Genomic DNA, 22,404 nt, shown 5'->3' with positions numbered 1-22,404 from the left:
CTCGGTGAGCATTTCCGAGCCCTTGGACGACCCCTGGGCCGACAGCGGTCCCAGTGATCGTCTGCCTTCCTCGCGTCGCCGCGGCGACGGAGGCCGGGGCCGAGACGAACAGCACGACCGCGGCAGGGACACCGGAGAGTGGGACGGCGGAGGCACGGCCTTCGAGAGGGTCCCGCCCCAGGACCTGGATGCCGAGCAGTCCGTCCTCGGCGGCATGCTCCTGTCCAAGGACGCCATCGCGGACGTCGTCGAGGTCATCAAGGGCCACGACTTCTACAAGCCCGCCCACGAGACGATCTTCCAGGCGATCCTGGACGTCTATGCCAAGGGTGAGCCGGCCGACCCCATCACGATCGCCGCCGAGCTCACCAAGCGCGGTGAGATCAACAAGGTCGGCGGCGCATCGTATCTGCACACCCTCGTCCAGACCGTGCCGACGGCGGCGAACGCCGAGTACTACGCGGAAATCGTCCACGAGCGCGCTGTCCTGCGGCGCCTGGTCGAGGCGGGGACGCGCATCACCCAGATGGGATACGCGGCCGACGACGACGTCGACGAGATCGTCAACCGTGCCCAGGCCGAGATCTACGCGGTCACCGAGCAGCGCACGAGCGAGGATTATCTGCCGCTCGGCGACATCATGGAGGGCGCGCTCGACGAGATCGAGGCGATCGGCTCGCGCAGCGGCGAGATGACCGGTGTGCCCACCGGTTTCACGGACCTCGACTCGCTCACCAACGGCCTGCACCCGGGCCAGATGATCGTCATCGCCGCCCGTCCCGCCATGGGCAAGTCCACCCTCGCGCTGGACTTCGCCCGCGCGGCCTCCATCAAGCACAACCTGGCCAGTGTCATCTTCTCCCTCGAAATGGGGCGCAACGAGATCGCGATGCGACTCCTGTCGGCGGAAGCGCGTGTGGCCCTGCACCACATGCGTTCGGGCACCATGACGGACGAGGACTGGACCCGGCTGGCGCGCCGAATGCCCGAGGTGTCCTCCGCGCCCCTCTACATCGACGACTCCCCGAACCTGTCGATGATGGAGATCCGGGCGAAGTGCCGGCGGCTGAAGCAGCGCAACGACATCAAGCTCGTGATCATCGACTATCTGCAGCTGATGCAGGCCGGTGGTTCCAAGCGCTCCGAGAGCCGTCAGCAGGAGGTCTCGGACATGTCCCGTAACCTCAAGCTCCTGGCCAAGGAGCTCGAGGTCCCGGTGATCGCGCTCTCCCAGCTCAACCGTGGTCCCGAGCAGCGTACGGACAAGAAGCCGATGGTGTCCGACCTGCGTGAGTCCGGCTCCATCGAGCAGGACGCCGACATGGTGATTCTGCTGCACCGCGAGGACGCCTACGAGAAGGAGTCACCGCGCGCCGGCGAGGCCGACATCATCGTGGGCAAGCACCGAAACGGCCCGACGGCGACGATCACTGTCGCCTTCCAGGGCCACTACTCGCGCTTCGTGGACATGGCGCAGACCTGATGTCCGGGACCCACCGGTCATTGCCGCCCAGGTCCGCCGAGCGTTCGACGCGGTGTTGACCCGGGCGTGATCCGGGCATCGGCCCTCGATTCCCTGCAAGGCCCACGGGGCTAAAGAAGTCGACGTCCGCATCCCCGGCGGGATGGACTGGGGGCATGACGACATCTCAGGGAGAGCTGCTTCCCGGTACGCGCAGGGCGTTGCTGCACCGGATCGCCGTGGCCCAGGCCGAAGGGCGGGCACCGTCGCTGGTAGCGGCGGTCGTGCGGGGCGGACGGACGGTGTGGCACGGTTCGCGTACCTCGGTGGACGGGCACGGCCCGGACGAGAACGTGCAGTACCGCATCGGGTCGATCACCAAGACCTTCACCGCCGTTCTCGTCATGCGACTGCGGGACGAGGGACTGCTCGACCTCGGTGACCCCCTGGAGAAGCATGTGTCCGGCACGGGAGCGGGGGAGGCCACCGTGGCCGAACTGCTCGCCCACACCAGTGGATTGGCGGCCGAATCTCCCGCACCGTGGTGGGAACGCACCTCCGGGGGACTGCGCCCGGAAATCGCCGACGTACTGGGCGAGCAGCCCTTTATGCACCCCGTCGGACGCCGCTTCCACTACTCGAACCCCGGGTACACCCTGCTGGGCGCACTCGTCGAGAAGCTGCGCGGGGCTCCGTGGGAGGAGGTGCTCCGACGTGAAGTGCTCGAGCCTCTGAGCCTCGACCGCACGAGCGTCCACCCGGAAGCGCCGCATGCGGGCGGCTGGGCAGTACATCCGTGGGCCGATGTGATGCTGCCCGAACCCTCGGAGGACCTCGGACGGATGGCTCCCGCGGGGCAACTTTGGTCCACCACTGCTGACTTGGCCCGATTCGCGGTCTTCCTCACCAACGGCGACGATCGAGTACTGAGTGCGGAGACCGTGAGGGAAATGCGTATGCCCGCGGCTCCGGCCGGGATGGGGGATCTCGCTGACGGCGCTTCTTACGGGCTCGGATTGCAGGTCCAGCACCGCGACGGGCGACTGCTCGTGGGCCATTCGGGCTCGCTGCCCGGCTTCCTGGCGAATCTCACGATCGGTGTGGCGGACGACGTGGCCGCAGTGGTGCTGGCCAACTGCACCTCCGGCCCGCTGCTGTCCGTCGTAGGGGCCGATCTCGTACGGATCGTCGCCGAGGCCGAACCCAGAATCCCCGAGCCCTGGAGCCCGATGCGCGAAGCCGATTCGCCCTCATTGGAGTTGGCGGGTCAGTGGTACTGGGGAACGAACGGATTCGCCCTACGGCTGACTGCGGACGGACTCGCCTCGCTGGAGCCGTTGTCGGGCACAGGTCGGCGCTCGCGATTCCGGGCCAACGGCGACGGCACCTGGACCGGGCTGGAGGGCTACTTCCATGGGGAGCTCTTGAAGGCCGTACGGCGGCCTGACGGGTCCGTGGACCATCTCGACCTCGGCTCGTTCGTCTTCACTCGGCAGCCGTACGACGAGGGGTCTTCCGTGCCGGGTGGAGTCGATGCGGAGGGGTGGCGAGGCATCGGCTAGACGCCCCTGCCCGAGCCGCATGGCAAGGCGCCCTGTTTCACGTGAAACAGGGCGCCTTGCCATGCGGCGAACGAGTAGGCCATGGGGGGAGGATTACAGGGCCAGCTTGAAGCCCACGTGTGAGGCCGTGAAACCTAGCCGCTCGTAGAAGCGGTGGGCGTCCGCGCGTGTGGTGTCAGACGTCAGCTGCACCAACTGGCAGTTCTGATGCCGGGATTCCTCGATCGCCCACTCGATGAGCCGGGTCCCGAGTCCACTGCCACGCTCGTCGGCGTGGATGCGTACCCCTTCGATGATCGATCTGGTGGCACCGCGCCGCGACAGTCCCGGAACGACCGTGAGCTGAAGCGTGCCGACCACACGACCCTCCCGCGTGGCGACGACCAGATGCTGGTTCGGGTCGGAGGAGAGGCGCTCCAGCGCGTTCATATACGGCGCCAGGTCGTCCGGCGACTCGCGCTGGGCGCCCAGGGGGTCGTCGGCAAGCATGCCGACGATCGCGGAGAGGTCCTGCAGCGCGGCGGGCCGAATTTCAAGATCTCCCATGGCTGCACCCTATGTCGGGTGCTCATGTGCGGGCACTGCAGGGTGCGCGGAGGGACTCGAGGGTGTGGGGCGGGCTTGTTCGGCCCACAAGCATGCCAGGATAGTCATCGCTTGTAGATATAGAGCGCCTGCAATTATTGTTTCCGTGCGCAACACGCTCCTGCAATCGTCTGGGAAGGTGTCACCCCCATGCCGCTCGCGCTTCTGGCTCTCGCGATCGGGGCCTTCGGAATCGGAACGACCGAGTTTGTGATCATGGGGCTGCTGCCCGAGGTCGCGGATGACTTCGGGGTCTCCATCCCCACCGCGGGCTTCCTGGTCACCGGCTATGCGCTCGGCGTCATGCTCGGCGCTCCTCTGATGACCGCCCTCGGCACCAAGGTCTCCCGCAAGCGGATGCTGATGCTGCTGATGGGGCTGTTCATCGTCGGCAATCTGCTCTCCGCCCTCGCCCCGGCCTTCACCGTCATGCTGATCGGACGGGTGGTCGCCTCCCTCGCCCATGGAGCCTTCTTCGGCATCGGCTCGGTCGTCGCCGCCGACCTCGTGGCCCCGGACAAGAAGGCCGGAGCCATCGCGATGATGTTCACCGGTCTGACCGTCGCCAATGTCGTCGGCGTCCCGCTCGGCACGCTGATCGGCCAGACCGCCGGCTGGCGTCTGACTTTCACCATCGTCGCGGCCCTCGGTGTCATCGGTCTGATCGGCGTCGCCAGGCTCGTCCCCGAGATGCCCCGGCCGCAGGGCGTGCGTCTGCGCCACGAACTGGCCGCCTTCAAGAATGCCCAGGTGCTGCTCGCCATGGCGATGACTGTCCTCGGCTTCGGAGGCGTCTTCGCCGCCATCACCTACATCGCGCCGATGATGACCCACGTGACGGGCTTCGCCGACAGTTCGGTGACCTGGCTGCTTGTCCTCTTCGGGCTGGGCATGGTCGGCGGCAACCTCGTGGGCGGCAAGTACGCCGACCGCGCTCTGATGCCCATGCTGTACGTCTCCCTGGGCGCCCTGGCCGTCGTGCTCGCGCTCTTCACGCTCACCGCGCACCACAAGGTCCTGGCCGGCGTCACGATCGCCCTCATCGGTGCTCTGGGCTTCGCCGCCGTGCCGCCGCTCCAGAAGCGGGTTCTCGACCAGGCGCACGACGCCCCCACGCTGGCCTCAGCCGTGAACATCGGTGCCTTCAACCTCGGCAACGCCCTCTCGGCCTGGCTCGGTGGCCTGGTCATCTCTGCCGGCTTCGGCTACACCGCCCCCAACTGGGTGGGCGCCGCCCTCGCCGCAGGGGCTCTCCTCCTCGCGTTCCTCTCGGCTGCACTGGAGCGTCGGGACAACGTTCCCAGCGCCGTGGTCACAGGGGCGACGCCCGCCGGGCAGAGGGCCGCAGTGCACCGCTGAGCCGACCTGGCCGGCAGCCAGGCACTACGACGGAGCCGTCGGCTTCCCGGACTCCGGGGAGCCGACGGCGCCGTACAGAGGTGCCTCAGAGCGCCGCCACGGTCAGTGGAGCGAACCGCCGACTCCAGTCGCCCGGCAGCTCCGGGATTCCGTACGTCATGACCGAGTTGAGGCCGACCGGCGCCAGACCGCGTTCTCCGGCCCACTTCCGCAGCTCTTCGTGTCGTACGTCGATGTCGGTGCGCAGTGGACGCTCGGTGCCTGCGGCGAGCGAGGTGAGGAGTGCCTGAGCGGTATCGGTGTCACGGGCGATCAGCGGGCCCACGACATGGGTGTTCATGTTCGGCCAGGCGGCCGCGTATCCGATGATCCGGCCGCCCTCCTCGGCCACGCGCAACTGGTCGGCGAAGGCGGGCAGCCGGGTGATGAGGTGCGTGCGATCCGTGCCGAGAACCTCCTCGTCGAGCCGGAGGATCGCGGCGAGGTCCTCAGCGGTGGCCGCACGCGTGCTCACCGTCGACGCCGGGCCGCCCGGAGTGAAGTGCCCCTGGAGCATCTCCGCCCGGCCGGTCAGCTTGAAGCCCAGTTCCTCGTAGAGCGGACGGCCATAGGGCGTCGCGTGGAGAGTCAGCGGGGTGGTGCCCATCGCGGAGAGAACGTGACGCATGAGCCGACGACCGATGCCCTGCCGGGCGTGCCGTTCGGCGACCAGCACCATCCCGATGGCTCCCAGGTCGGGCTCGCTGTAGGGGCCGTACTCCGTGACCACGCAGGCGGTGACGAGCCCTCCGTGGGGGTCGTCGATGCCGTAGCCCTTTCCGGCCGCGAGCAGGAGGCCCCACTTGTGCTCCTCGCGTGGCCACCCCCGGTCCTCGGACAAGTCCGCGCAGGCGGTGAGATCGCGAAGCGTCAGACGACGGATGGGAAGAGCGGCGAGGGAAGGAATCGGCACGCAGGTCAGGCTGTCCGATGGGTGCCCTCGGCGTCCACCTGTTTCCCAGGGTGCGTACGAGCTTTTGGCCATGTCGTAGCCATGCGCACAACAGGCGATCAGCTGCCGGGTGTTTCACGTGAAACATCGGAGAACGGCGACCGTCCGACGATCGGCCGGAACCGGCTCCTGACGCTTCGTCGGGTTCATGGACCACTAGCCTCAAGAACATGGCGAGACTGCATCTCTTCGACCTCGACGGCACTTTGCTGCATGGGACCAGCGCGCCCGTGCAGATTTCCCGGCAGCTCGGTCTTGAGGCCGAGACGGTGGCACTCGACCAGGCGATCGGGGCCGGACTGATAGGACCGCCCGAATACGCGCAGCAGGTGTACGCGCTGTGGGCGTCCCTGACCGAGGCACACGTCGTCGCGGCCTTCGAAGGTGCCCCGTGGCTGACCCGCATTCGTGAGGTCTGGGCGGAGATCAGGGGGCAGGGTGACTACTGCGCGGTCGTGTCGCTCTCACCGTCCTTCTTCGTGGAACGGCTCACCAGTTGGGGAGCTCATGCCGCCTACGGGTCCCGCTTTCCAGCCGTCCCCTTCACTGAGCCCGTGGATCCTGCCGGAGTGCTCACTGCCGCCGCCAAGGTACTGATCGCGGACCGGCTGTGTGAGCAATTCGGAGTGACACGGGCGGACTGCATTGCCTACGGAGACTCGTCCTCCGACAAGGATCTGTTCGCCGCAGTGCCGATCTCCGTGGCGGTCAATGCGGACCATCATCTGTCCGATATCTCGACCCACTCCTACAAGGGCATGGATCTGTGGGAAGCCTATGAATTGGTGCGCCACGTCCGGTAATTGAGTCAATTCACGGGTTCGCCCCGCGAACACCCCACGAGCAATTCGTGGAGGAGGAGGGGGGACTTGTGTGCGGAGCGGTGACCGGTAGGGTCGACTCCGGTTCCTGTCCGTCCTGGGGTGCGACGACCCCTGCGCGGCCGAGAGCGGGGCAATGCAGCCTAACGGGACAGAGAGATCGAAGACCCGCATTTGTGGTTACACGGCCAGGGCATCCGTACGCGGTGGGACGCTGCGGTGAGGGTGATGCGGCCAATGTCACACTCTCGCCTACTTGTCCGTACGGACGGCGAATATGGGTTGAATGAGGCCGTGTTGGCCGTGACGCCGAGCGGGGAAAGCAAGCCGTCTGCGGGGGAAGCAGGCATCTTCCGACCGAGGAAGTGCGCAGACCGACCGAAAGATGTTCGAGGCGAGGCACACCATGGACGCTCCGACCACCATGTCGGCCGACAACGGCATATCCGGGGGCGGGGGCGGCTGGTTCACGTCACGCAATCAGCCGACGGCGGCGCCCGGCGCCGAACAACAGCAGACGGCGGAGGGAAGCAGGCTGGCCGCGCTGCGCCCGGTCCGCAGGCCGGGGACGGGTAACTCGCCAGGGCCCTCGACAGCCACTGAAGCGGACCCGTCGGACGAGGCCGCAGCGCCGCCCGGCTCGCAGACCGACGGCGAGGCAGCGACACCCGCCGAGGAGATAGCGGCGCCGGCCGACGAGACACAGCTCCCGGCGCGGCCGGAGGAGATACCCCCAGCGGAGCAGACTTCGCCGACCCCGAGTTCCGCCCCCGCTCAGCCTCCGAACGTGCCGGACGTCACGCCCTCCGCGGGCCTCCGAGTGCCCGTCCAGCGCTCCTCCCCGCCCCAGGGCGCCACCACCACGCCCGGCACCGACCCGCCGCAGTTCCCGGGCCTGTCCCCGAGGGACCAACCGCCCTCCCCGGACGCCGTCCGCATCCGCCGGACCATGGCCGAGGTCGCCCCTGTCGCCGAGAAGGTCACGTCGTACTTCTACGCGCTGCTCTTCGTACGCCACCCCGATCTGCGTCCGCTGTTCCCCGCCGCCATGGACGCCCAGCGGGACCGCCTGCTCAGGGCACTGCTGACGGCGGCCGAGCACATCGACAACACACCGGTCCTGGTCGACTACCTGCAGAACCTGGGCCGGGGCCATCGCAAGTACGGCACCCGCGCCGAGCACTATCCGGCGGTCGGGGAGTGCCTCATCGGCGCGCTGAGCAAGTACGCCTCCGGTATCTGGGACACGGAGACGGAAGCGGCCTGGGTCCGGACGTACACGACGATCTCGCAGGTGATGATCGACGCGGCGGCCGCGGACGAGCTGCGCGCCCCTGCCTGGTGGTATGCGGAGGTCGTGTCACACGACCTGAGGACGCCGGACGTCGCCGTCGTCACTGTCCGGCCCGACCAGCCCTACCCGTTCCTCGCCGGCCAGTACACAAGCCTGGAGACGCCGTGGTGGCCGCGCATATGGCGGCACTACTCCTTCGCCTCGGCGCCACGCTCGGACGGTCTGCTGTCGTTCCACGTGAAGGCAGTCCCCGCGGGCTGGGTCTCCAACGCCCTGGTGCACCGGGCCCACCCTGGCGACATCATCCGGCTCGGCCCGCCCACCGGGTCGATGACCGTGGACCACACCACCGACAGCGGACTGCTCTGCCTGGGCGGCGGCACCGGCATAGCCCCGATCAAGGCACTGGTCGAGGACGTGGCCGAACACGGCGCACGACGGGCGGTCGAGGTGTTCTACGGAGCCCGCACCGACAACGACCTGTACGACATCGACACGATGCTCAGGCTCCAGCAGTCCCATCCCTGGCTGTCCGTCCGTGCCTTCGTCGATCAGCAGGCTCATCTGCAGCTTCCGGACGCCGTACGCGAGTACGGCCCCTGGCACGAGTACGACGCCTACCTCTCGGGCCCGCCCGGCATGATCCGCAGCGGTGTGGACACCCTCAGGTCCATCGGAATTCCGTCGGAACGCATACGCCACGATTCCGTGGAGGAAATCGTCCTCGCGCAGTGACCCGGTGAGAGGTCAGCCCAGATCCGGGGCGTGCATGGCCCGTACGCCTTCGATGTTGCCATCCAGATAGTGCCGCAGGGACAGCGGGACGAGGTGGACCGAGGCGATCCCGACGCGGGTGAACGGCACCCGGACGATCTCGTACTCTCCGATGGGCTCGTCCACTTCTGGCCCGTGCCGCAGGGACGGGTCCATGGACTCGAGGTGGCAGACGAAGAAGTGCTGCACCTTCACTCCGGTCGCGCCGCCGTCGTCGCCGATGTGCTCGACGGTGTCCACGAAGCAGGGCACCACGTCGGTGACCTTGGCGCCGAGCTCCTCGTACACCTCGCGGTGCAGGGCGTCGACGACGGTCGTGTCCGTCGGCTCGACTCCACCGCCGGGAGTCAGCCAGTAAGGATCCATGCCGGGCTTGGTGCGCTTGATCAGGATCAGGTCGTCACCGTCCAGCAGGACGGCACGGGCGGTGCGCTTGACCACGGGTCGGACGGTCATGGGGGGAATGTGGCCCGGATGGTTCCACGTGAAACATCGCATGTGGTCATCGGTCGGACTCACTGCGTGAAATCCGCAAAGCACCAGCTCAGCACCAGTCGGCAGCCGCCCGCAGTAACCACTCGTGCGCCCGTGCGATGTGCGGCATGGCCAGCGTTCCGGTGCGCACCACCAGGAAGTACGTCCGAAGCGGCGGCACGGTGGGCTCGTAAAGGGCGACGACGTCGCCACGTTCCAGGGCTGCGGCGCACAGATAGCGCGGCAGCACCGCGAGTCCGGCGCCCCTGGCCGCGCATGCGAGCACCGCACGCAGATCGGGGACGACAACGGTGCCCGGTGCAGCCGGGCGGGAGTCGAAGACGGAGGCCCAGTAGCGCGAAACGAAGGGGAGAGACTCGTGCACCTCGATCACGGGGACGTTCTCGAACGCGGGGGCTCGTTTGACCGACCGAACAGTCTTGAGCGCCTCCCCTGAGCCGATCTGACCGGCCCACTTCGGGGCGGCGACCAGGACGTGCTCCTCGTCGCAGAGCGTGCTCGCCGTGAGCAGCGCACCTCGCGGACGGGCCGTGCTGATGGCCAGATCGTGATGCCCGGCAGCCAGACCCTCCAGTGCTTCCTCGGCGTTTCCGAAGGACGCCCGCAGAGCGTAGCCCTGGCCGTCCTCGCCGGTCAGCTCGGTGAGGGCGGGCAGCGCCCGCTCGGCGGTGAACTCGGGTGGCCCCGCGAGATGCAGCGTCCTCAGGGACGACTCGTCGTCGAGGCCGGTCTCGGTGATCTCCACCAGGGCGTCGAGATGGGGGGCGGCCTTGTGGGCGAGTTCGTCGCCCATGGTCGTCGGGGTCACTCCGCGGGCCTGTCGCAGGAAGAGAGGGCGTCCCAACTGCCGCTCGAGGGTGCGGATCTGCGAGGTGACGGCCGGCTGTGAGAGGCCCAGCAGCGCGGCGGCACGGGTGAAGGAACCGGCCCGGTGCACCGTCACAAAGGTGCGCAGCAAAGCCAGATCCATGGCGATGCCCCCTTCCCTGCCCTTCTCCCGGCCTTGAGGCAGGGCCCAACTATAAATATGTCGATAGGTCTCTGTCGCTACTGTGATTGGACACTGACAGAGAGTCAACTAGCCTTGTTCGCGCGGTTCTTCGCGCGCAGAACCGGGGCGGTCCGAGCCACGAGGGGGGAGGCTCGGACCGTCCGTTGTACGTAGCAGGACACCTGCGGAGCCCTGAGGAATCGGTCAGTCCCTGGCCTCGTCCAGAGCACGCATCACATCCGCCACCAGATCCTCGGGGTCCTCCGCCCCGACCGAGAAGCGGATGAAGCCCTCGGGCACGTCGTCCCCGCCCCAGCGCCGACGCCTCTCGGCCGTGGAGCGCACCCCGCCGAAGCTCGTCGCGTCGTCCACGAGCCGCAGAGCGTCGAGGAAACGGTCGGCACGCGCGCGCGTGGGGAGCGTGAAGGAGACCACGCATCCATAGCGGCGCATCTGCTGCGATGCGATCTTGTGCGAGGGGTCGTCGGCCAGTCCCGGATAGCGCAGCCCGGTCACCTCCGGCCGCTCGCGCAACGCCTCGGCGAGCACGAGCGCGGTCGCGTTCTGCCGGTCGACCCGCATGTGGAGCGTGGCGATCGAGCGATGCGCGAGCCAGGCCTCCATCGGTCCCGCGATCGCACCGACGATCTTCCGCCAACGGCGTACGGCGTCCATGGCCCCGCCCTCGCGGCCGGCTACGTACCCCAGGAGGACGTCCCCGTGCCCTGTGAGCTGCTTGGTGCCGCTGGCCACGGAGAAGTCCGCGCCGAGCTCCAGCGGGCGCTGGCCGAGCGGAGTGGCGAGCGTGTTGTCGACGGCTACGAGCGCCCCACGCGCGTGTGCCGCCTCGACGAGCCGTCGGATGTCGCACACGTCGAGGCCGGGGTTCGACGGCGTCTCGATCCACAACAGCTGTGCGCCGACCAAGACGTCGAGCTGGGCGTCACCGGCGGTCGGAGCGGTGCGCACCTCGATGCCGTACGCCTCCAGTTGTGCCTGCACCAGGGGCATTGCCTGGTAGCAGTCGTCGGGCAGGACCACGGTGTCGCCCGCGCGCAGTTGGGAGAAGAGCACAGCGGAAATGGCCGCCATGCCCGAGGCGAAGACCAGTGTCTCCACCCCGTCCTGCCCCGGCGCCTCCAGCTCCCCAATGGCGCTTTCCAGCAGGTTCCAGGTCGGGTTCGTGTCGCGGCCGTAGGTGTACGGGCCGTCGACCTCCCCGGGCAGATGGAAGTGGGCGGCGAAGGCCGGACCGGGCAGGGTCGGTTCGTTCTTCGCCGCCTCGGGCAGTCCGGCCCGCACCGCGCGCGTGCCCTCTCCCTTGTCCGCAGCCCTGTCGCTCATGCAACCCGTCCTTCCGTCTGCTCGCGCACCTCGGCGAGCAGACCCTCGCTCGCCGCCTCCACCATCTCAAGACACTCCTCGAAGCCGTCCAGGCCCCCGTAGTACGGGTCAGGAACGTCGAGCTCGTCGCCCGCGGCGGGATCGTACGAACGCAGCAGACGTACCTTCCCGGCGTCCTTTGGGGTGGGTGCGAGGTGTCGCAGGGCCTTGAGGTGGCCGGTGTCGAGAGCGATGACGAGGTCGAGGCGGGAGAACCAGGACGGCTGGAACTGCCGGGCCGTGTGGCCGCCGTCGTAGCCGTGCGCCTCCAGGACGGACACGGTGCGGGGGTCGGCGCCGTCGCCCTCGTGCCAGCCACCCGTTCCGGCGCTGTCGACCTCGACCAGACCGTCCAGGCCGGCCTCCGCCACGCGGGCGCGGAAGACCGACTCGGCCATCGGGGAACGGCAGATGTTGCCCGTGCAGACGAAACAGACGCGGTAGGTCATTCCTCCTCAGTCCTCGTCGGGAAGGACGACGTGCAGGGCCCAGGCCACTATGGAGATGATCAGGCCGCCCAGGACGGCGGTCCAGAACCCCTCGACGTGGAAGCTCAGGTCGAGCTTGTCGGCGAGCCACGAGGTGAGCAGCAGCATCAGCGCGTTGACGATCAGTGTGAACAGGCCGAGCGTCAGGATGAACAACGGGAAGGTCAGCACCTTCACGACCGGCTTGATCAGGAAGTTCACCAGGCCGAAGACCAGGGCGACGAGGATCAGCGTCCAGACCTTCTTGCCGGTGCTGTCACCGGTCAGGGTGATCTTGTCGAGCAGCCACACCGCGACCGCCAGGGCACCCGCGTTGGCGATCGTCTTGACTACGAAATTCTTCATGTGTCTGATCGTGACAGAAGAGATCGGTTACGGGCACTGACGAGGGCGGACTAAGTCGATGAAGGCATTCCGGTTGGATGAACTGGAGGCGGAGCGCGCCGCCAACGACGGTGCCTACCTGCAGTTCCTGCGTGAGCGGAACATGTCCGTCGGTCTGTACGCACTCGACGCGGGCGCCCAGGATCCGCAGCAGCCGCACGGCCAGGACGAGGTCTACTTCGTGGTCAGCGGCCGCGCGGCGATCACCGTGGGCATGGAGACCACTCAAGTGTCGCGCGGCAGCGTGGTGTACGTGCCGGCCGGTGTCGCCCACAAGTTCCACCACATCAGCGAGGACCTCAGGGTCATGGTGGTGTTCTCTCCCCCGGAGAGCTGACCTGCGGTCTCGGGGTTCCCTAGGGGATCAGTCAGGGGAGGACAAGGGGTGCGAGGCCCCCGCAGAGGCACCTGCCGGCCCTAGCATCGAGTGCAGGACATTGTTGGATCCGGTACCAGAAGGGCCGGACCGTGCAGGACTTGAGAGAGGTTAAGTGCGATGGGAGAGATCTTCGCGGGGCTGCCGTGGTGGGTGAAGTGGATCGCTGTGCCGGTCATTGCCCTGGTCGTGTTCGGCGGGCTGATAGCCACGGTCGTCGGCTTCGTCATCGGCCTGCTCTTCAAGCTGCTGGTCTTCGTGGCCCTGGTCGGCGGACTCGTCTACGTCGTGCGGAAGTTCATGTCGAGCTCTTCGTCGCGCAGCGACTGGTGAGCGTCCGGAGCGGGCGGGGCGACCGGTAACAGGAATCCCCCGTTCCCTCGGGGGAGGGAAGTTTCCCGGACGGACCGTATGCGTGCGGTGGCGGACCGTTAAAGTCCGGACTCGACGCGGGGACGACCCCGCGAGCGGCGTACACCCCCTCCCGTGTTTCCCGCACGGGCTGCCCCCCTCGCGCTCCGGGAGTGACCCTTGGCCACGGTTGACACCGCACCCGCACAGATCGACACCCGTTCGACGACGGCCCCCACACAGCCGACAGCGCCGGTACAACCGACAACTCCCGTACGGCCGTCTGCTCCGGTACGGCCGTCTGCTCCGGTACGGCCGCCTGCTCCGGTACGGCCGCCTGCTTCGGTACGACCGGCAGTCCCCGCACGGCCGTCAGCTCCCGTACAGACATCCGCTCCCGTACGGCCGTCAGCCCCCGTCCAGCGTCACGCGACGCCCTCCTCCGTAGCGCCCGAACAGACCCACTCCGCCACGCTCATCGGGTCCGTCCAGCGTGCGATGCGTCTGCTTGAGTCCGTTGCGGAGCACGAGCACGGAGCCCCCGCCAAACAACTCGCCCGCGAGACCGGGCTGGCGCTTCCCACGGCGTACCACCTGCTGCGTACCCTCGTGCACGAGGGCTATCTGCGCCGCGACAAAGGCCTGTTCTTCCTCGGCGAAGCGGCCGAGCGGCTGAGTAGCAGCGGAGCCGAGCAGAAACGTCGCAGCACCGTCGTCGAAGCACTCGCGCACTGGCGCGACCTGATCGGCGTGCCGGTGTACTACGCGCAGTACCGGAACGGCGAGATCGAGGTCCTCTGTGTCTCCGACAGCCCCGGCAACCCGGCGGTCGAGGAGTGGGCCGACTTCCGCGAGACCGGACACGCGCACGCCATCGGACAGTGTCTTCTCGCCCAGCTCGACGACGAGGCTCGGCGCGACCACCTCGACCGGTACCCCGTGCAGTCCATCACCCCGTACACCGTGCGCGACGGGCACAGTCTGCTCCGGCGTCTCGAACGGACCGCGCGGATGGAGCCGGTGACCGAACGCCAGGAGTACGCACTGGGGACGGTGTGCGCGGCCATTCCCATCACATTGGGTAACGCTGCGGCAACGATGGCCATCTCCCTGCCTGCCCATCAGGCGGACCGGTTGCTGGCCGCGACCCAGCAACTGCAGGAGGAAATCGGGCGGCTGATGGGCACGCTGGCGATCTCTATCAGTATCTGAAAACTCACTCCTTGTGATCTGTCGTGCACGTTCAGCAAGATGCCACCAGTGTCAGAGGGATCATTCCCGGCCAACGAAGGCAGATGACGGGGTAGGCGATGCGCGAGTCCGTACAGGCAGAGGTCATGATGAGCTTTCTCGTCTCGGAGGAGCTCTCCTTCCGCATCCCGGTGGAGCTGCGCTACGAGGCCTGCGATCCCTACGCAGTCCGGCTGACCTTCCATCTCCCGGGCGACGACCCGGTGACCTGGGCTTTCGGCCGTGAGTTGTTGATCGACGGGGTGGGCCGGCCATGTGGTGAGGGCGATGTGCGGGTCTCGCCCGCCGGTTCCGACCTGCTCGGCGATGTCCTGATCAGGCTTCAGGTCGGCGCTGATCAGGCACTGTTCCGCTCGTCGACGGCGCCGGTCATCGCGTTCCTCGACCGCACCGACAAGCTGGTGCCGCTGGGGCAGGAGACTGCGCTGGCCGATTTCGACACCCATCTCGACCAGGCGCTGGACCGGATCCTGGCGGAGGAACAGAGCGCGGGCTGACGCCTTGGGGCCGTGAGGTGACGGCCCGCTTCCTCGTGAGGTGGGAGGACGCAGGAACGCTTCTGCCGATGCGGCGTGATCCAGCGGGCGTGCCCGCTCACGTTCTACGGTGAACGGGTCTCATCGTTGACGCAGGGAGCCGGGAGCCCCCCAGGACGCTTCTGACGAGACTTGAAGTCGCCCTCGCGCTGGAGTGGGTGGGCCCCAGACCCGGCTTGGCCCCCTGGGGCTCATCTCAGCGCTTGCGTCGCCGCCCCTTGCCACCCCGTGCCGCTGCCGGCCGGCTGTCGGCCGTGCCCGCGCTCACGCTTGTCGCCGGCACGGGTACAGGAGCCCCTGCTCCCGTACCCACCGCCTCCGCTTCCGGCCGGTCGGCCGAGACCACCAGGGCCGCGAGGACCGTGGTGACCGGTACCGAGGCGACGAGACCGATCGAGCCGACCAGCGTGCGCACGATCTCCTCCGCCACCAGCTCACTGTTGGCGACGGTCCCCACGCTGGACTGCGCGATGGAGAAGAGCAGCAGCAGCGGCAGCGCAGCACCCGCGTAGGCGAGGACGAGCGTGTTGACGACGGAAGCGATGTGGTCGCGCCCGATCCGGATACCCGCGCGGTAGAGCCCGCGCCAGCCCATCGTCGGGTTGGCCTCGTGCAGCTCCCAGACCGCCGAGGTTTGCGTGACCGTCACGTCGTCGAGGACACCGAGTGAGCCGATGATGACGCCGGCGAGCAGCAGGCCGCTCATGTCGATCGACGGATACAGCCCATGGATGAGCCCGGTGTTGTCGTCCGTGTTGCCCGTGAGCGCGGCCCAACCGATGAACTGCGATCCGAGGATGCCGATCAGAATCAGGGAGATCAGTGTGCCCAGCACCGCCACGGAGGTTCTGGCCGAAAGACCGTGGCACATGTAGAGGGCGATCAGCATGATGGCGCTCGACCCGACCACCGCCACGAGGAGCGGGTTCGAGCCCTGCAGGATCGCGGGCAGGACGAAGAAGTTCAGCAGCATGAAGCTGACGGCCAGCGCGACCAACGCCATGACACCGCGCAGTCGCCCGACGATCACCACGGCGAGCGCGAAGATGCCGGCGAGCAGCCCCATGGGGAGCCTGCGGTTCACGTCGGCGACCGAGTACTGCAGATCCCTGGGCGCCGAGGGCTCGTAGGCGACCACGACCTTCTGGCCCTCGTGCAACTGCCGGGACTGGTCCGGCTGGACGATCTCCGTGAAGGTGCGGCCCTTGTCGTTGCCGGTGTCGACCCGGATCGTCGCCTTCTTGCAGGTGCCGTTCGCCTGCTGCTCGGCGGAGGAGCCCTCGGCCGTGGAGGTGTCCCCGGTCGGGGCCTCCCCCGACGCGTTCACCGACTTGCAGCTGACGCTCACGACTTTGCTGACGGTGGCCTGCTGGGTCTGCCGGTCGAAGCCCACCCCGGTGCGTTCGTGTGCCGGGGCGCCACCGGGCCACAGCACCGCGAGCCCCACCACCACGGCTACGCCGAACGGGATGAGGATCGCCGCGATGACCTTGCGCAGGTGCTTGGAGACGGGAGTCGCCGGTCCGTGGCTGTGACTGTGACCGTGCCCGCCACCGTTGCCGGACCCTGAACCGCCCCTCTGCCCATGCCCGTGTCCGTCGCCGGGTCCATGCCCATGGCCGTCACCACCACCCTGACCGCCACCACCCCGGCCGCCGCCCAGGTCACTGCCACCGTCCTGGCCTTCGCCACCAGTTCTGGGTCCGTACCCGTAGCCCTGGCCGCCGTGCCCGCCCTGACGGTCGTGCTCATGCTCGTGCCAGCCGTCGGCGCCGCCGTTTCCGAAGCTCTCGCGGGAGCCGTTGCCGGGGCCGTTTCCGGAGCCCGGCCGGCGCGGAGGCTCGGGAGGCGGGTACGGGGGCTGATGCGTCGTGGTCACCGACCGATCATCGCAAGAACGACAGGGGCCCTCTGTTCACCGCGCCCGAATTGACGCTAGCGTGGAGCCACCTTTGTACACGCGGGAGCTCGGAGCACCGGGCTGAGAGGGCGCTGACCTCCGTCCCAGCGATGTTTCACGTGGAACGTCATCTCAAGCGAGTGACGTTCCCCACGAAACGTCGGCAGACGGAAACCGCTGCGTCGACCGCCGAACCTGTTACCGGGTAATGCCGGCGTAGGGAGTAGGTCTCATGACCATCAAGGACGCGCGCACGCCTGCCTCCGACCAGCTCGACGGGGAGGCCGGGAAGTCCATCGGCTGGCACAAGGCGTACATCGAGGGCTCGCGCCCCGATCTGCGGGTGCCGGTCCGTCAGGTGCACCTCACCAACGGGCAGTCGGTCACGCTGTACGACACGTCCGGCCCGTACACCGATCCGCTCACCGAGACGGATGTCCGACGGGGCCTCGCGCCCCTGCGGGACAACTGGATCATCGCCCGCGGTGACACCGAGGAGTACGCGGGACGTCCCGTGCGCCCGGAGGACGACGGGATCAAGCACACCTCACCGCGGGGTGGCCTCCGTAACCTCGACGCGGTCTTTCCGGGGCGGCCACGCCAGCCGCGCCGTAGCCGTGACGGCGACGCGGTCACGCAACTCGCCTACGCCCGTCGCGGTGAGATCACACCCGAGATGGAGTACGTGGCCATCCGGGAGAACGTCGCTCCGGAGGTCGTCCGCGAGGAGATCGCTGCGGGGCGCGCGGTGCTGCCGGCGAACGTCAACCACCCGGAGATCGAGCCGATGATCATCGGCAAGCGGTTCCTGGTGAAGGTCAACGCCAACATCGGCAACTCCGCGGTGACTTCCTCCATCGAGGAGGAGGTGGAGAAGATGACCTGGGCGACCCGCTGGGGCGCTGACACGGTCATGGACTTGTCCACCGGCCGCAACATCCACACCACTCGCGAGTGGGTGCTGCGCAACTCCCCCGTTCCCATCGGCACGGTGCCGCTCTACCAGGCGCTGGAGAAGGTCGACGGCCGCGCCGAGGAGCTGACCTGGGAGATCTACAAGGACACCGTCATCGAACAGGCCGAGCAGGGCGTGGACTACATGACGGTCCACGCGGGAGTGCGCCTGCCGTACGTCCCACTGACGGCCAACCGCAAGACCGGCATCGTCTCGCGCGGCGGCTCGATCATGGCGGCCTGGTGCCTCGCGCACCACAAGGAGTCGTTCCTGTACGAGAACTTCGAGGAGCTGTGCGAGATCCTCGCCGCCTACGACGTCACGTACTCGCTGGGAGACGGCCTCCGGCCCGGTTCGATCGCGGACGCCAACGACGAGGCACAGTTCGCGGAGTTGCGCACGCTCGGGGAACTCAACCGGATCGCGAAGCGTTTCAACGTACAGACCATGATCGAGGGCCCGGGGCACGTCCCGATGCACAAGATCAAGGAGAACATCGACCTTCAGCAGGAGATCTGCGATGAAGCTCCGTTCTATACGCTCGGCCCGCTGACCACCGACGTCGCGCCGGCCTACGACCACATCACTTCCGGCATCGGCGCGGCCATGATTGCCTGGTGGGGCACCGCGATGCTCTGCTACGTCACGCCCAAGGAGCACCTGGGCCTGCCCAACCGGGACGACGTCAAGACGGGTGTCATCACCTACAAGATCGCCGCCCATGCGGCCGACCTCGCCAAGGGACACCCCGGCGCCCAGGAGTGGGACGACGCCCTCTCCGACGCCCGCTTCGAGTTCCGCTGGGAGGACCAGTTCAACCTGGCCCTCGACCCCGACACGGCCCGGGAGTTCCACGACGAGACTCTCCCGGCCGAACCGGCGAAGACGGCTCACTTCTGCTCCATGTGCGGGCCGAAGTTCTGCTCGATGAAGATTAGCCAAAGCATCACAGAGCGGTTCGGTGGCACGGCGGCTGCGGGGGCCTCCCCCGAGGAGGTCGCTGAGGGCATGCTGCAGAAGTCGAAGGAGTTCGCGGCCAGCGGGAACAGGGTGTACCTACCGTTGGCGGACTAACCCGGACCTCTACGGAACGGCCCGCGGCTCATACGACACTCGCGGGTCGTCCTGTTCCGCTCCAGCTCTGCAACTGTCCGAAGGCCGACCGCTCGGCTTCCAGGAGTAGGCGGATAGACAAGCTGCCCCGGGCCCGCGATGCTGCCTTGGCGATCACGCGCTGGGTCGTGGCCGCATTTTGTGAGGGGTGGGGTTGGTGGAGCGATCGCAGGTCCGGTCTGTACCGGAGCGTGTCCGTTACCGATTGACGCGTCTGCAACGCGTGCTACCTGTTCTGCCTCTCCTTGTCGTCTTCACGGGCGCGCACGTCTGGGGGTGGCTGGATGGGGCGCCATTGGGGACTGAGGTGGCCGAGACGTTTGGTATGTGGGCCGTCATGCCGATCGTGCTGCTGATCGCCGGTCGGTACTTCGGTGTCACACTCACGCAGTCGACTGCCGTTGTGCACAGCCTTCGCCGCCGGACCATCCAGTGGGCCGAGATACAAGCCATCCACATGGAGCCTTACCAGGGGACCCGGACTGTCGTGATCTACGAAGCCGGCGGCCGCCGAACCCGCTTGCGGGCACCCCTCTCCGGTTTCCTTGCGTGGGACAGTGGATTCGACGAGAAGTTCCACACCATTGGCATGTGGTGGCTCGAGCACCGTGGGCCGGACTGGGCTGCTGTTCCGCCGCCGAGCGCATTCGGGAAGGGTGCATCGGCGCCGCCTCGTGATCCTTTCGCTCCGCCCGCGTAGTCGGCGGCTGGTCCACGTGCTCTGCCGGGAGGGGAGCGCTGTGGGACGAAGCTGGGTTCGGACTCAGGCCTGAAGCTGCTTTCGATGAAGATCTCCCAGGACATCCGCCGTCGCCACGGCGACAGCCAGGGGGAGATCGAGGAGGGCATGGCCCAGAAGTCGAAGGAGTTCGCGGCAGCGGGCAACCGGGTGTATCTGCCGATCACGGACTGACGTAGGCGCATCGCCGACCGGCGTGGCGCATCGGCGGCCGGCCCGCGGCCGGGTCTTCGGCTTGCGCTCCCCGTGGTGGGGGCGCAAGCCGAGGGGCTGTGCCGGGCGCTACTCCGGCTGGTGTTCCGGCCCCCCGAAGTCCGGGCTGGTGTAGTCCGGGCTGCTGAAGCTCGGGCGGGCACCGGACGCTCCGTCGTCCGGGCTGCTGAAGCCCGGGCGGTCGTAGCCGAGGCTGGGCATCCGACTGGTCGGTGCGGGTGGAGCCGTGTGGTGCAGTGCGGCGGTTCCGGGGTCGGCCAGGGCCTCCCTGAGGAAGGGGAGGATGCCGCGTTCCAGCAGAGCTTCGCGCCAGGCGTCCCGGGCCCGTGCCACCTCCTCGCTCAGCTCGCCGTACCCCGCGTCCGGCGAGGGCCGGTTGCGCAGGGCGGTGAGCAGCAGCCCGACAGCGGCGACGAGGATCGCGGCCGCGGTCAGGGCGCCGAACACCCATCCGATGGTGATCATGGCGTGGGCGAACGCCGGTGGTGGGCTGAGCATCTGGAGGATGTAACCCACGAGTAGGAAGATCGCCGCGGCGATTCCGGCAAGGACGGGCGTCAGGACCGCGGCGACGGCGACGGCGCCCGCACCCGCGGTCTCGGCGACCTCCCCCATGGTGGTGGCGAGCCCCATCGCACTCGTGCCCGACTCGGCGGGACCGGGTTCATGCACGGACGACAGGGTGGACGGCGCCGCCGGTCGGCGCTGTTCCTCGCGGACCTTCACGTAGTGCTGGTACTCGGTCGCCGCGGCCGCCGTGACGAGTGCGGTGGCGTTGAGCGCCATGGTGCGCAGCTGTTCGGGATTCAGCCGCTGTCCGACAGCGGCCAGTTCGGGACGGTGTGGTGCGGAGCGCAGCGCCTCATCGAGGATCCGCTCGTACTCCTGGCGGTCCTCGCTGTGCAGGTGCTGCGGAACGCTGTTCATGTGCATCCCCCGATGCTCCGTAGGGCTTGGGGCTCGCATGCCAACGAGCCGTCGGGCAGAAACGGAGGGGAGCCTGCTACGGATAAGCAGATGGTAGAGCGGTCACGGCACAGGGTGACAGGGGGTTTCCAGAAATTGGCCTCTGGCCTGCGTGGTCGCTGGTCGGTCCGTCCTGCGGGAACGACTGCCCCGCGAACGTTCAGATATCCAGGGGCAATTGCTGGACCAGCAGTTTTCCGGCCATGGTCACCCCGCCGTCCATCGCGATGGCCAGTCCGTCGGCGTAGACGTGCGGTCCTTCGACCACCGGACCGGATTCGTCCTCATCGTCCTCGGAACCCACTTCGCCGAGCAGATAGGGGATCGGGCTGTGGCCGTGGACGATGCGGGTGCCGCCGTACGTATCGAGCAGTGAACGCACATGGTCGGCGCCGCCCTCGTCGCGGAAGGAGAAGCGCTTGGTCAACTTGCGGAACAGATCCCACACCTCGTCCGCGTCGTTGCGTGTGAGGGTCTCGCGGATGGTGTCGTTGACCGCCTCGATCGAGTCGCCGTAGTCGAGATAGGCGGTGGTGTCGGAGTGGACGAGCAGATGTCCGTCGACCTCCTCGACGGCGTCCAGCCGTGCCATCCACTGCAGATGGTGGTCCTGGAGGCGGTCCATGTCGGTCTTCTGTCCGCCGTTGAGCAGCCAGGCCGCCTGGAAGGTGGCGGTGCCCGCGCCGGAGTTGACGGGGGTGTCGCCGAACCGTTTGGCGCCGAGCAGCAGCAGTTCGTGGTTGCCCATGAGGGCCTTGCAGTAGCCGCCGGCCGCGGCGGCCTCCGCGGACAGCCGCATCACGAGGTCGATGACGCCGATGCCGTCGGGCCCGCGGTCGGTGAAGTCGCCGAGGAACCAGAGCCGGGCGGTGCCCGCGCACCAGTTGCCGGCCGCGTCGACGAGGCCCTTGGCCTGGAGCGCGGACGTCAGTTCGTCGAGGTATCCGTGGACGTCACCGACGACGAACAGCGGACCGGGACCGTCCACCGCCTGAGCCGCCGGGTCGGCGGCCGCCTGGAGATCGTCACCCTGATGGATGACGGGCAGGTCCTGTTCGGTGGGGGTGTAACCCTCCGGGTAGGCCTCCTCGTCGGCCGGAACGACGTCGCCGGGGTGCGTGCTGTGGCCGTACGGACCGGTCTCGTTGACGTACGCGGGCACCCGGAAGTCGCGCAGCACCGCCGTGCGCTCCACCTCGGGTCCCTGACCGGCCCCCTGAGTCATCAGACCCCTCCACCATCGCGCCGCATCTGCACCGCTTCGGACTGCCTGGTCGCAGCGGCCCGCGGTGTCGTGGGCCCATCATAGGAATGCGGATCGCGCCGTGTGATGACCCAGGGGTAGTGAATCGGAGCAAGACTCCTGTTCACCGCGGCATTCGCCCCGATTGGGCCGGGCTTGGCCCCTCGCCCGG

General features: G+C 68.0%; 20 protein-coding genes and 1 pseudogene. 11 read left to right on the top strand and 10 right to left on the bottom strand.

All coding sequences use genetic code 11. The annotated features are described in order from the left end of the window. Nucleotides 1-4 precede the first annotated feature (4 nt). Both dnaB and AQJ46_RS27750 read left to right on the top strand, forming a co-directional pair. Nucleotides 5-1,483 (top strand): replicative DNA helicase, encoded by a 1,479-nt coding sequence (gene dnaB / locus AQJ46_RS27755; RefSeq protein WP_037707244.1) that lies wholly within the window; start codon nucleotides 5-7, stop codon nucleotides 1,481-1,483. Between the two features lie 155 nt (nucleotides 1,484-1,638). Further along, a complete protein-coding gene (locus AQJ46_RS27750; protein WP_059208166.1) occupies nucleotides 1,639-3,024 on the top strand; it encodes a serine hydrolase domain-containing protein in 1,386 nt (461 codons plus the stop codon). Between the two features lie 93 nt (nucleotides 3,025-3,117). Here AQJ46_RS27750 and AQJ46_RS27745 read toward each other — a convergent pair whose 3' ends face one another. Next, the gene (locus tag AQJ46_RS27745) at nucleotides 3,118-3,570 is read right to left on the bottom strand and encodes a GNAT family N-acetyltransferase (RefSeq protein WP_059208165.1); all 453 of its coding nucleotides are present in this window, start codon (nucleotides 3,568-3,570) and stop codon (nucleotides 3,118-3,120) included. A 189-nt stretch (nucleotides 3,571-3,759) separates the two neighbouring features. On the opposite strand from AQJ46_RS27745, the gene AQJ46_RS27740 reads away from it, so the two are divergent. Beyond that, nucleotides 3,760-4,968 carry an MFS transporter gene (locus tag AQJ46_RS27740; RefSeq protein ID WP_059208164.1) on the top strand — a complete coding sequence of 403 codons (1,209 nt, stop codon included), beginning with the start codon at nucleotides 3,760-3,762 and terminating at the stop codon, nucleotides 4,966-4,968. 85 nt (nucleotides 4,969-5,053) lie between these two features. On the opposite strand, the gene AQJ46_RS27735 is transcribed toward AQJ46_RS27740, so the two are convergent. Then, complete coding sequence (locus tag AQJ46_RS27735; protein WP_059208163.1) at nucleotides 5,054-5,920, bottom strand: GNAT family N-acetyltransferase; 867 nt, start codon at nucleotides 5,918-5,920, stop codon at nucleotides 5,054-5,056. A 209-nt stretch (nucleotides 5,921-6,129) separates the two neighbouring features. On the opposite strand from AQJ46_RS27735, the gene AQJ46_RS27730 reads away from it, so the two are divergent. Then, the gene (locus tag AQJ46_RS27730; protein WP_059208162.1) at nucleotides 6,130-6,762 is read left to right on the top strand and encodes an HAD family hydrolase; all 633 of its coding nucleotides are present in this window, start codon (nucleotides 6,130-6,132) and stop codon (nucleotides 6,760-6,762) included. A gap of 403 nt (nucleotides 6,763-7,165) precedes the next feature. Continuing rightward, nucleotides 7,166-8,809, top strand: a complete 1,644-nt coding sequence (locus tag AQJ46_RS27725) for a globin domain-containing protein (RefSeq protein ID WP_079072441.1) — start codon at nucleotides 7,166-7,168, stop codon at nucleotides 8,807-8,809. Between the two features lie 12 nt (nucleotides 8,810-8,821). Here AQJ46_RS27725 and AQJ46_RS27720 read toward each other — a convergent pair whose 3' ends face one another. The 5 genes from AQJ46_RS27720 to AQJ46_RS27700 all read right to left on the bottom strand — a co-directional run bounded on the left by AQJ46_RS27720 (nucleotide 8,822) and on the right by AQJ46_RS27700 (nucleotide 12,550). Then, nucleotides 8,822-9,304, bottom strand: coding sequence for an NUDIX domain-containing protein (locus tag AQJ46_RS27720; protein ID WP_057609139.1), 483 nt, complete (start codon nucleotides 9,302-9,304; stop codon nucleotides 8,822-8,824). An 88-nt stretch (nucleotides 9,305-9,392) separates the two neighbouring features. Further along, nucleotides 9,393-10,313 (bottom strand): LysR family transcriptional regulator, encoded by a 921-nt coding sequence (locus AQJ46_RS27715; protein WP_059208161.1) that lies wholly within the window; start codon nucleotides 10,311-10,313, stop codon nucleotides 9,393-9,395. A 225-nt stretch (nucleotides 10,314-10,538) separates the two neighbouring features. After that, a complete protein-coding gene (locus AQJ46_RS27710; RefSeq protein WP_059208160.1) occupies nucleotides 10,539-11,678 on the bottom strand; it encodes a cystathionine gamma-lyase in 1,140 nt (379 codons plus the stop codon). Continuing rightward, on the bottom strand, nucleotides 11,675-12,166 hold the full coding sequence (locus AQJ46_RS27705) for a low molecular weight protein-tyrosine-phosphatase (protein ID WP_059208159.1): 492 nt from the start codon (nucleotides 12,164-12,166) through the stop codon (nucleotides 11,675-11,677). Before AQJ46_RS27705 ends, AQJ46_RS27710 begins: the two co-directional genes overlap by 4 nt. A gap of 6 nt (nucleotides 12,167-12,172) precedes the next feature. Beyond that, nucleotides 12,173-12,550 (bottom strand): phage holin family protein, encoded by a 378-nt coding sequence (locus AQJ46_RS27700; RefSeq protein ID WP_057609145.1) that lies wholly within the window; start codon nucleotides 12,548-12,550, stop codon nucleotides 12,173-12,175. A 58-nt stretch (nucleotides 12,551-12,608) separates the two neighbouring features. Between AQJ46_RS27700 and AQJ46_RS27695 the strand changes: the two genes are divergently transcribed. The 4 genes from AQJ46_RS27695 (at nucleotide 12,609) to AQJ46_RS27680 (ending at nucleotide 15,064) form a co-directional block, all read left to right on the top strand. Continuing rightward, nucleotides 12,609-12,926, top strand: coding sequence for a cupin domain-containing protein (locus tag AQJ46_RS27695; protein ID WP_057609147.1), 318 nt, complete (start codon nucleotides 12,609-12,611; stop codon nucleotides 12,924-12,926). Between the two features lie 159 nt (nucleotides 12,927-13,085). Continuing rightward, nucleotides 13,086-13,298 (top strand): DUF5326 family protein, encoded by a 213-nt coding sequence (locus AQJ46_RS27690; RefSeq protein WP_037711649.1) that lies wholly within the window; start codon nucleotides 13,086-13,088, stop codon nucleotides 13,296-13,298. A 495-nt stretch (nucleotides 13,299-13,793) separates the two neighbouring features. Next, on the top strand, nucleotides 13,794-14,528 hold the full coding sequence (locus AQJ46_RS27685; protein WP_225887414.1) for an IclR family transcriptional regulator: 735 nt from the start codon (nucleotides 13,794-13,796) through the stop codon (nucleotides 14,526-14,528). Nucleotides 14,529-14,626: 98 nt separating this feature from the next. Then, nucleotides 14,627-15,064, top strand: coding sequence for an SsgA family sporulation/cell division regulator (locus AQJ46_RS27680; RefSeq protein WP_057609148.1), 438 nt, complete (start codon nucleotides 14,627-14,629; stop codon nucleotides 15,062-15,064). A gap of 235 nt (nucleotides 15,065-15,299) precedes the next feature. Here AQJ46_RS27680 and AQJ46_RS27675 read toward each other — a convergent pair whose 3' ends face one another. Next, nucleotides 15,300-16,982 (bottom strand): YibE/F family protein, encoded by a 1,683-nt coding sequence (locus tag AQJ46_RS27675; protein ID WP_059208157.1) that lies wholly within the window; start codon nucleotides 16,980-16,982, stop codon nucleotides 15,300-15,302. Nucleotides 16,983-17,235: 253 nt separating this feature from the next. On the opposite strand from AQJ46_RS27675, the gene thiC reads away from it, so the two are divergent. Both thiC and AQJ46_RS27660 read left to right on the top strand, forming a co-directional pair. Further along, complete coding sequence (gene thiC / locus AQJ46_RS27670; protein WP_059208156.1) at nucleotides 17,236-19,032, top strand: phosphomethylpyrimidine synthase ThiC; 1,797 nt, start codon at nucleotides 17,236-17,238, stop codon at nucleotides 19,030-19,032. Between the two features lie 805 nt (nucleotides 19,033-19,837). Next, nucleotides 19,838-19,984: pseudogene (locus tag AQJ46_RS27660) on the top strand (thiamine biosynthesis protein ThiC); the annotation flags it as partial. Between the two features lie 108 nt (nucleotides 19,985-20,092). Here AQJ46_RS27660 and AQJ46_RS27655 read toward each other — a convergent pair. Then, the gene (locus AQJ46_RS27655; protein ID WP_059208153.1) at nucleotides 20,093-20,956 is read right to left on the bottom strand and encodes a hypothetical protein; all 864 of its coding nucleotides are present in this window, start codon (nucleotides 20,954-20,956) and stop codon (nucleotides 20,093-20,095) included. Nucleotides 20,957-21,149: 193 nt separating this feature from the next. Then, complete coding sequence (locus AQJ46_RS27650) at nucleotides 21,150-22,214, bottom strand: metallophosphoesterase (RefSeq protein WP_059208152.1); 1,065 nt, start codon at nucleotides 22,212-22,214, stop codon at nucleotides 21,150-21,152. Between the last annotated feature and the right edge of the window lie 190 nt (nucleotides 22,215-22,404).

Origin of the sequence: Streptomyces canus, from assembly GCF_001514145.1 — a bacterium.
GTDB classification, from domain to species: Bacteria; Actinomycetota; Actinomycetes; order Streptomycetales; family Streptomycetaceae; genus Streptomyces; species Streptomyces canus.
Note: the sequence above shows the minus strand (reverse complement) of the source record. Positions and strands in the feature narration are given on the sequence as shown.

Excerpts from the sequence above, each read along its gene's own strand:
- AQJ46_RS27750 (WP_059208166.1), top strand. The coding sequence starts at position 1,639 with ATGACGACATCTCAGGGAGAGCTGCTTCCCGGTACGCGCAGGGCGTTG.
- AQJ46_RS27745 (WP_059208165.1), bottom strand. The coding sequence starts at position 3,570 with ATGGGAGATCTTGAAATTCGGCCCGCCGCGCTGCAGGACCTCTCCGCG.
- AQJ46_RS27740 (WP_059208164.1), top strand. The coding sequence starts at position 3,760 with ATGCCGCTCGCGCTTCTGGCTCTCGCGATCGGGGCCTTCGGAATCGGA.
- AQJ46_RS27730 (WP_059208162.1), top strand. The coding sequence starts at position 6,130 with ATGGCGAGACTGCATCTCTTCGACCTCGACGGCACTTTGCTGCATGGG.
- AQJ46_RS27725 (WP_079072441.1), top strand. The coding sequence starts at position 7,166 with ATGTTCGAGGCGAGGCACACCATGGACGCTCCGACCACCATGTCGGCC.
- AQJ46_RS27720 (WP_057609139.1), bottom strand. The coding sequence starts at position 9,304 with ATGACCGTCCGACCCGTGGTCAAGCGCACCGCCCGTGCCGTCCTGCTG.
- AQJ46_RS27715 (WP_059208161.1), bottom strand. The coding sequence starts at position 10,313 with ATGGATCTGGCTTTGCTGCGCACCTTTGTGACGGTGCACCGGGCCGGT.
- AQJ46_RS27710 (WP_059208160.1), bottom strand. The coding sequence starts at position 11,678 with ATGAGCGACAGGGCTGCGGACAAGGGAGAGGGCACGCGCGCGGTGCGG.
- AQJ46_RS27705 (WP_059208159.1), bottom strand. The coding sequence starts at position 12,166 with ATGACCTACCGCGTCTGTTTCGTCTGCACGGGCAACATCTGCCGTTCC.
- AQJ46_RS27700 (WP_057609145.1), bottom strand. The coding sequence starts at position 12,550 with ATGAAGAATTTCGTAGTCAAGACGATCGCCAACGCGGGTGCCCTGGCG.
- AQJ46_RS27695 (WP_057609147.1), top strand. The coding sequence starts at position 12,609 with ATGAAGGCATTCCGGTTGGATGAACTGGAGGCGGAGCGCGCCGCCAAC.
- AQJ46_RS27690 (WP_037711649.1), top strand. The coding sequence starts at position 13,086 with ATGGGAGAGATCTTCGCGGGGCTGCCGTGGTGGGTGAAGTGGATCGCT.
- AQJ46_RS27680 (WP_057609148.1), top strand. The coding sequence starts at position 14,627 with ATGCGCGAGTCCGTACAGGCAGAGGTCATGATGAGCTTTCTCGTCTCG.
- thiC (WP_059208156.1), top strand. The coding sequence starts at position 17,236 with ATGACCATCAAGGACGCGCGCACGCCTGCCTCCGACCAGCTCGACGGG.
- AQJ46_RS27655 (WP_059208153.1), bottom strand. The coding sequence starts at position 20,956 with ATGCACATGAACAGCGTTCCGCAGCACCTGCACAGCGAGGACCGCCAG.
- AQJ46_RS27650 (WP_059208152.1), bottom strand. The coding sequence starts at position 22,214 with ATGACTCAGGGGGCCGGTCAGGGACCCGAGGTGGAGCGCACGGCGGTG.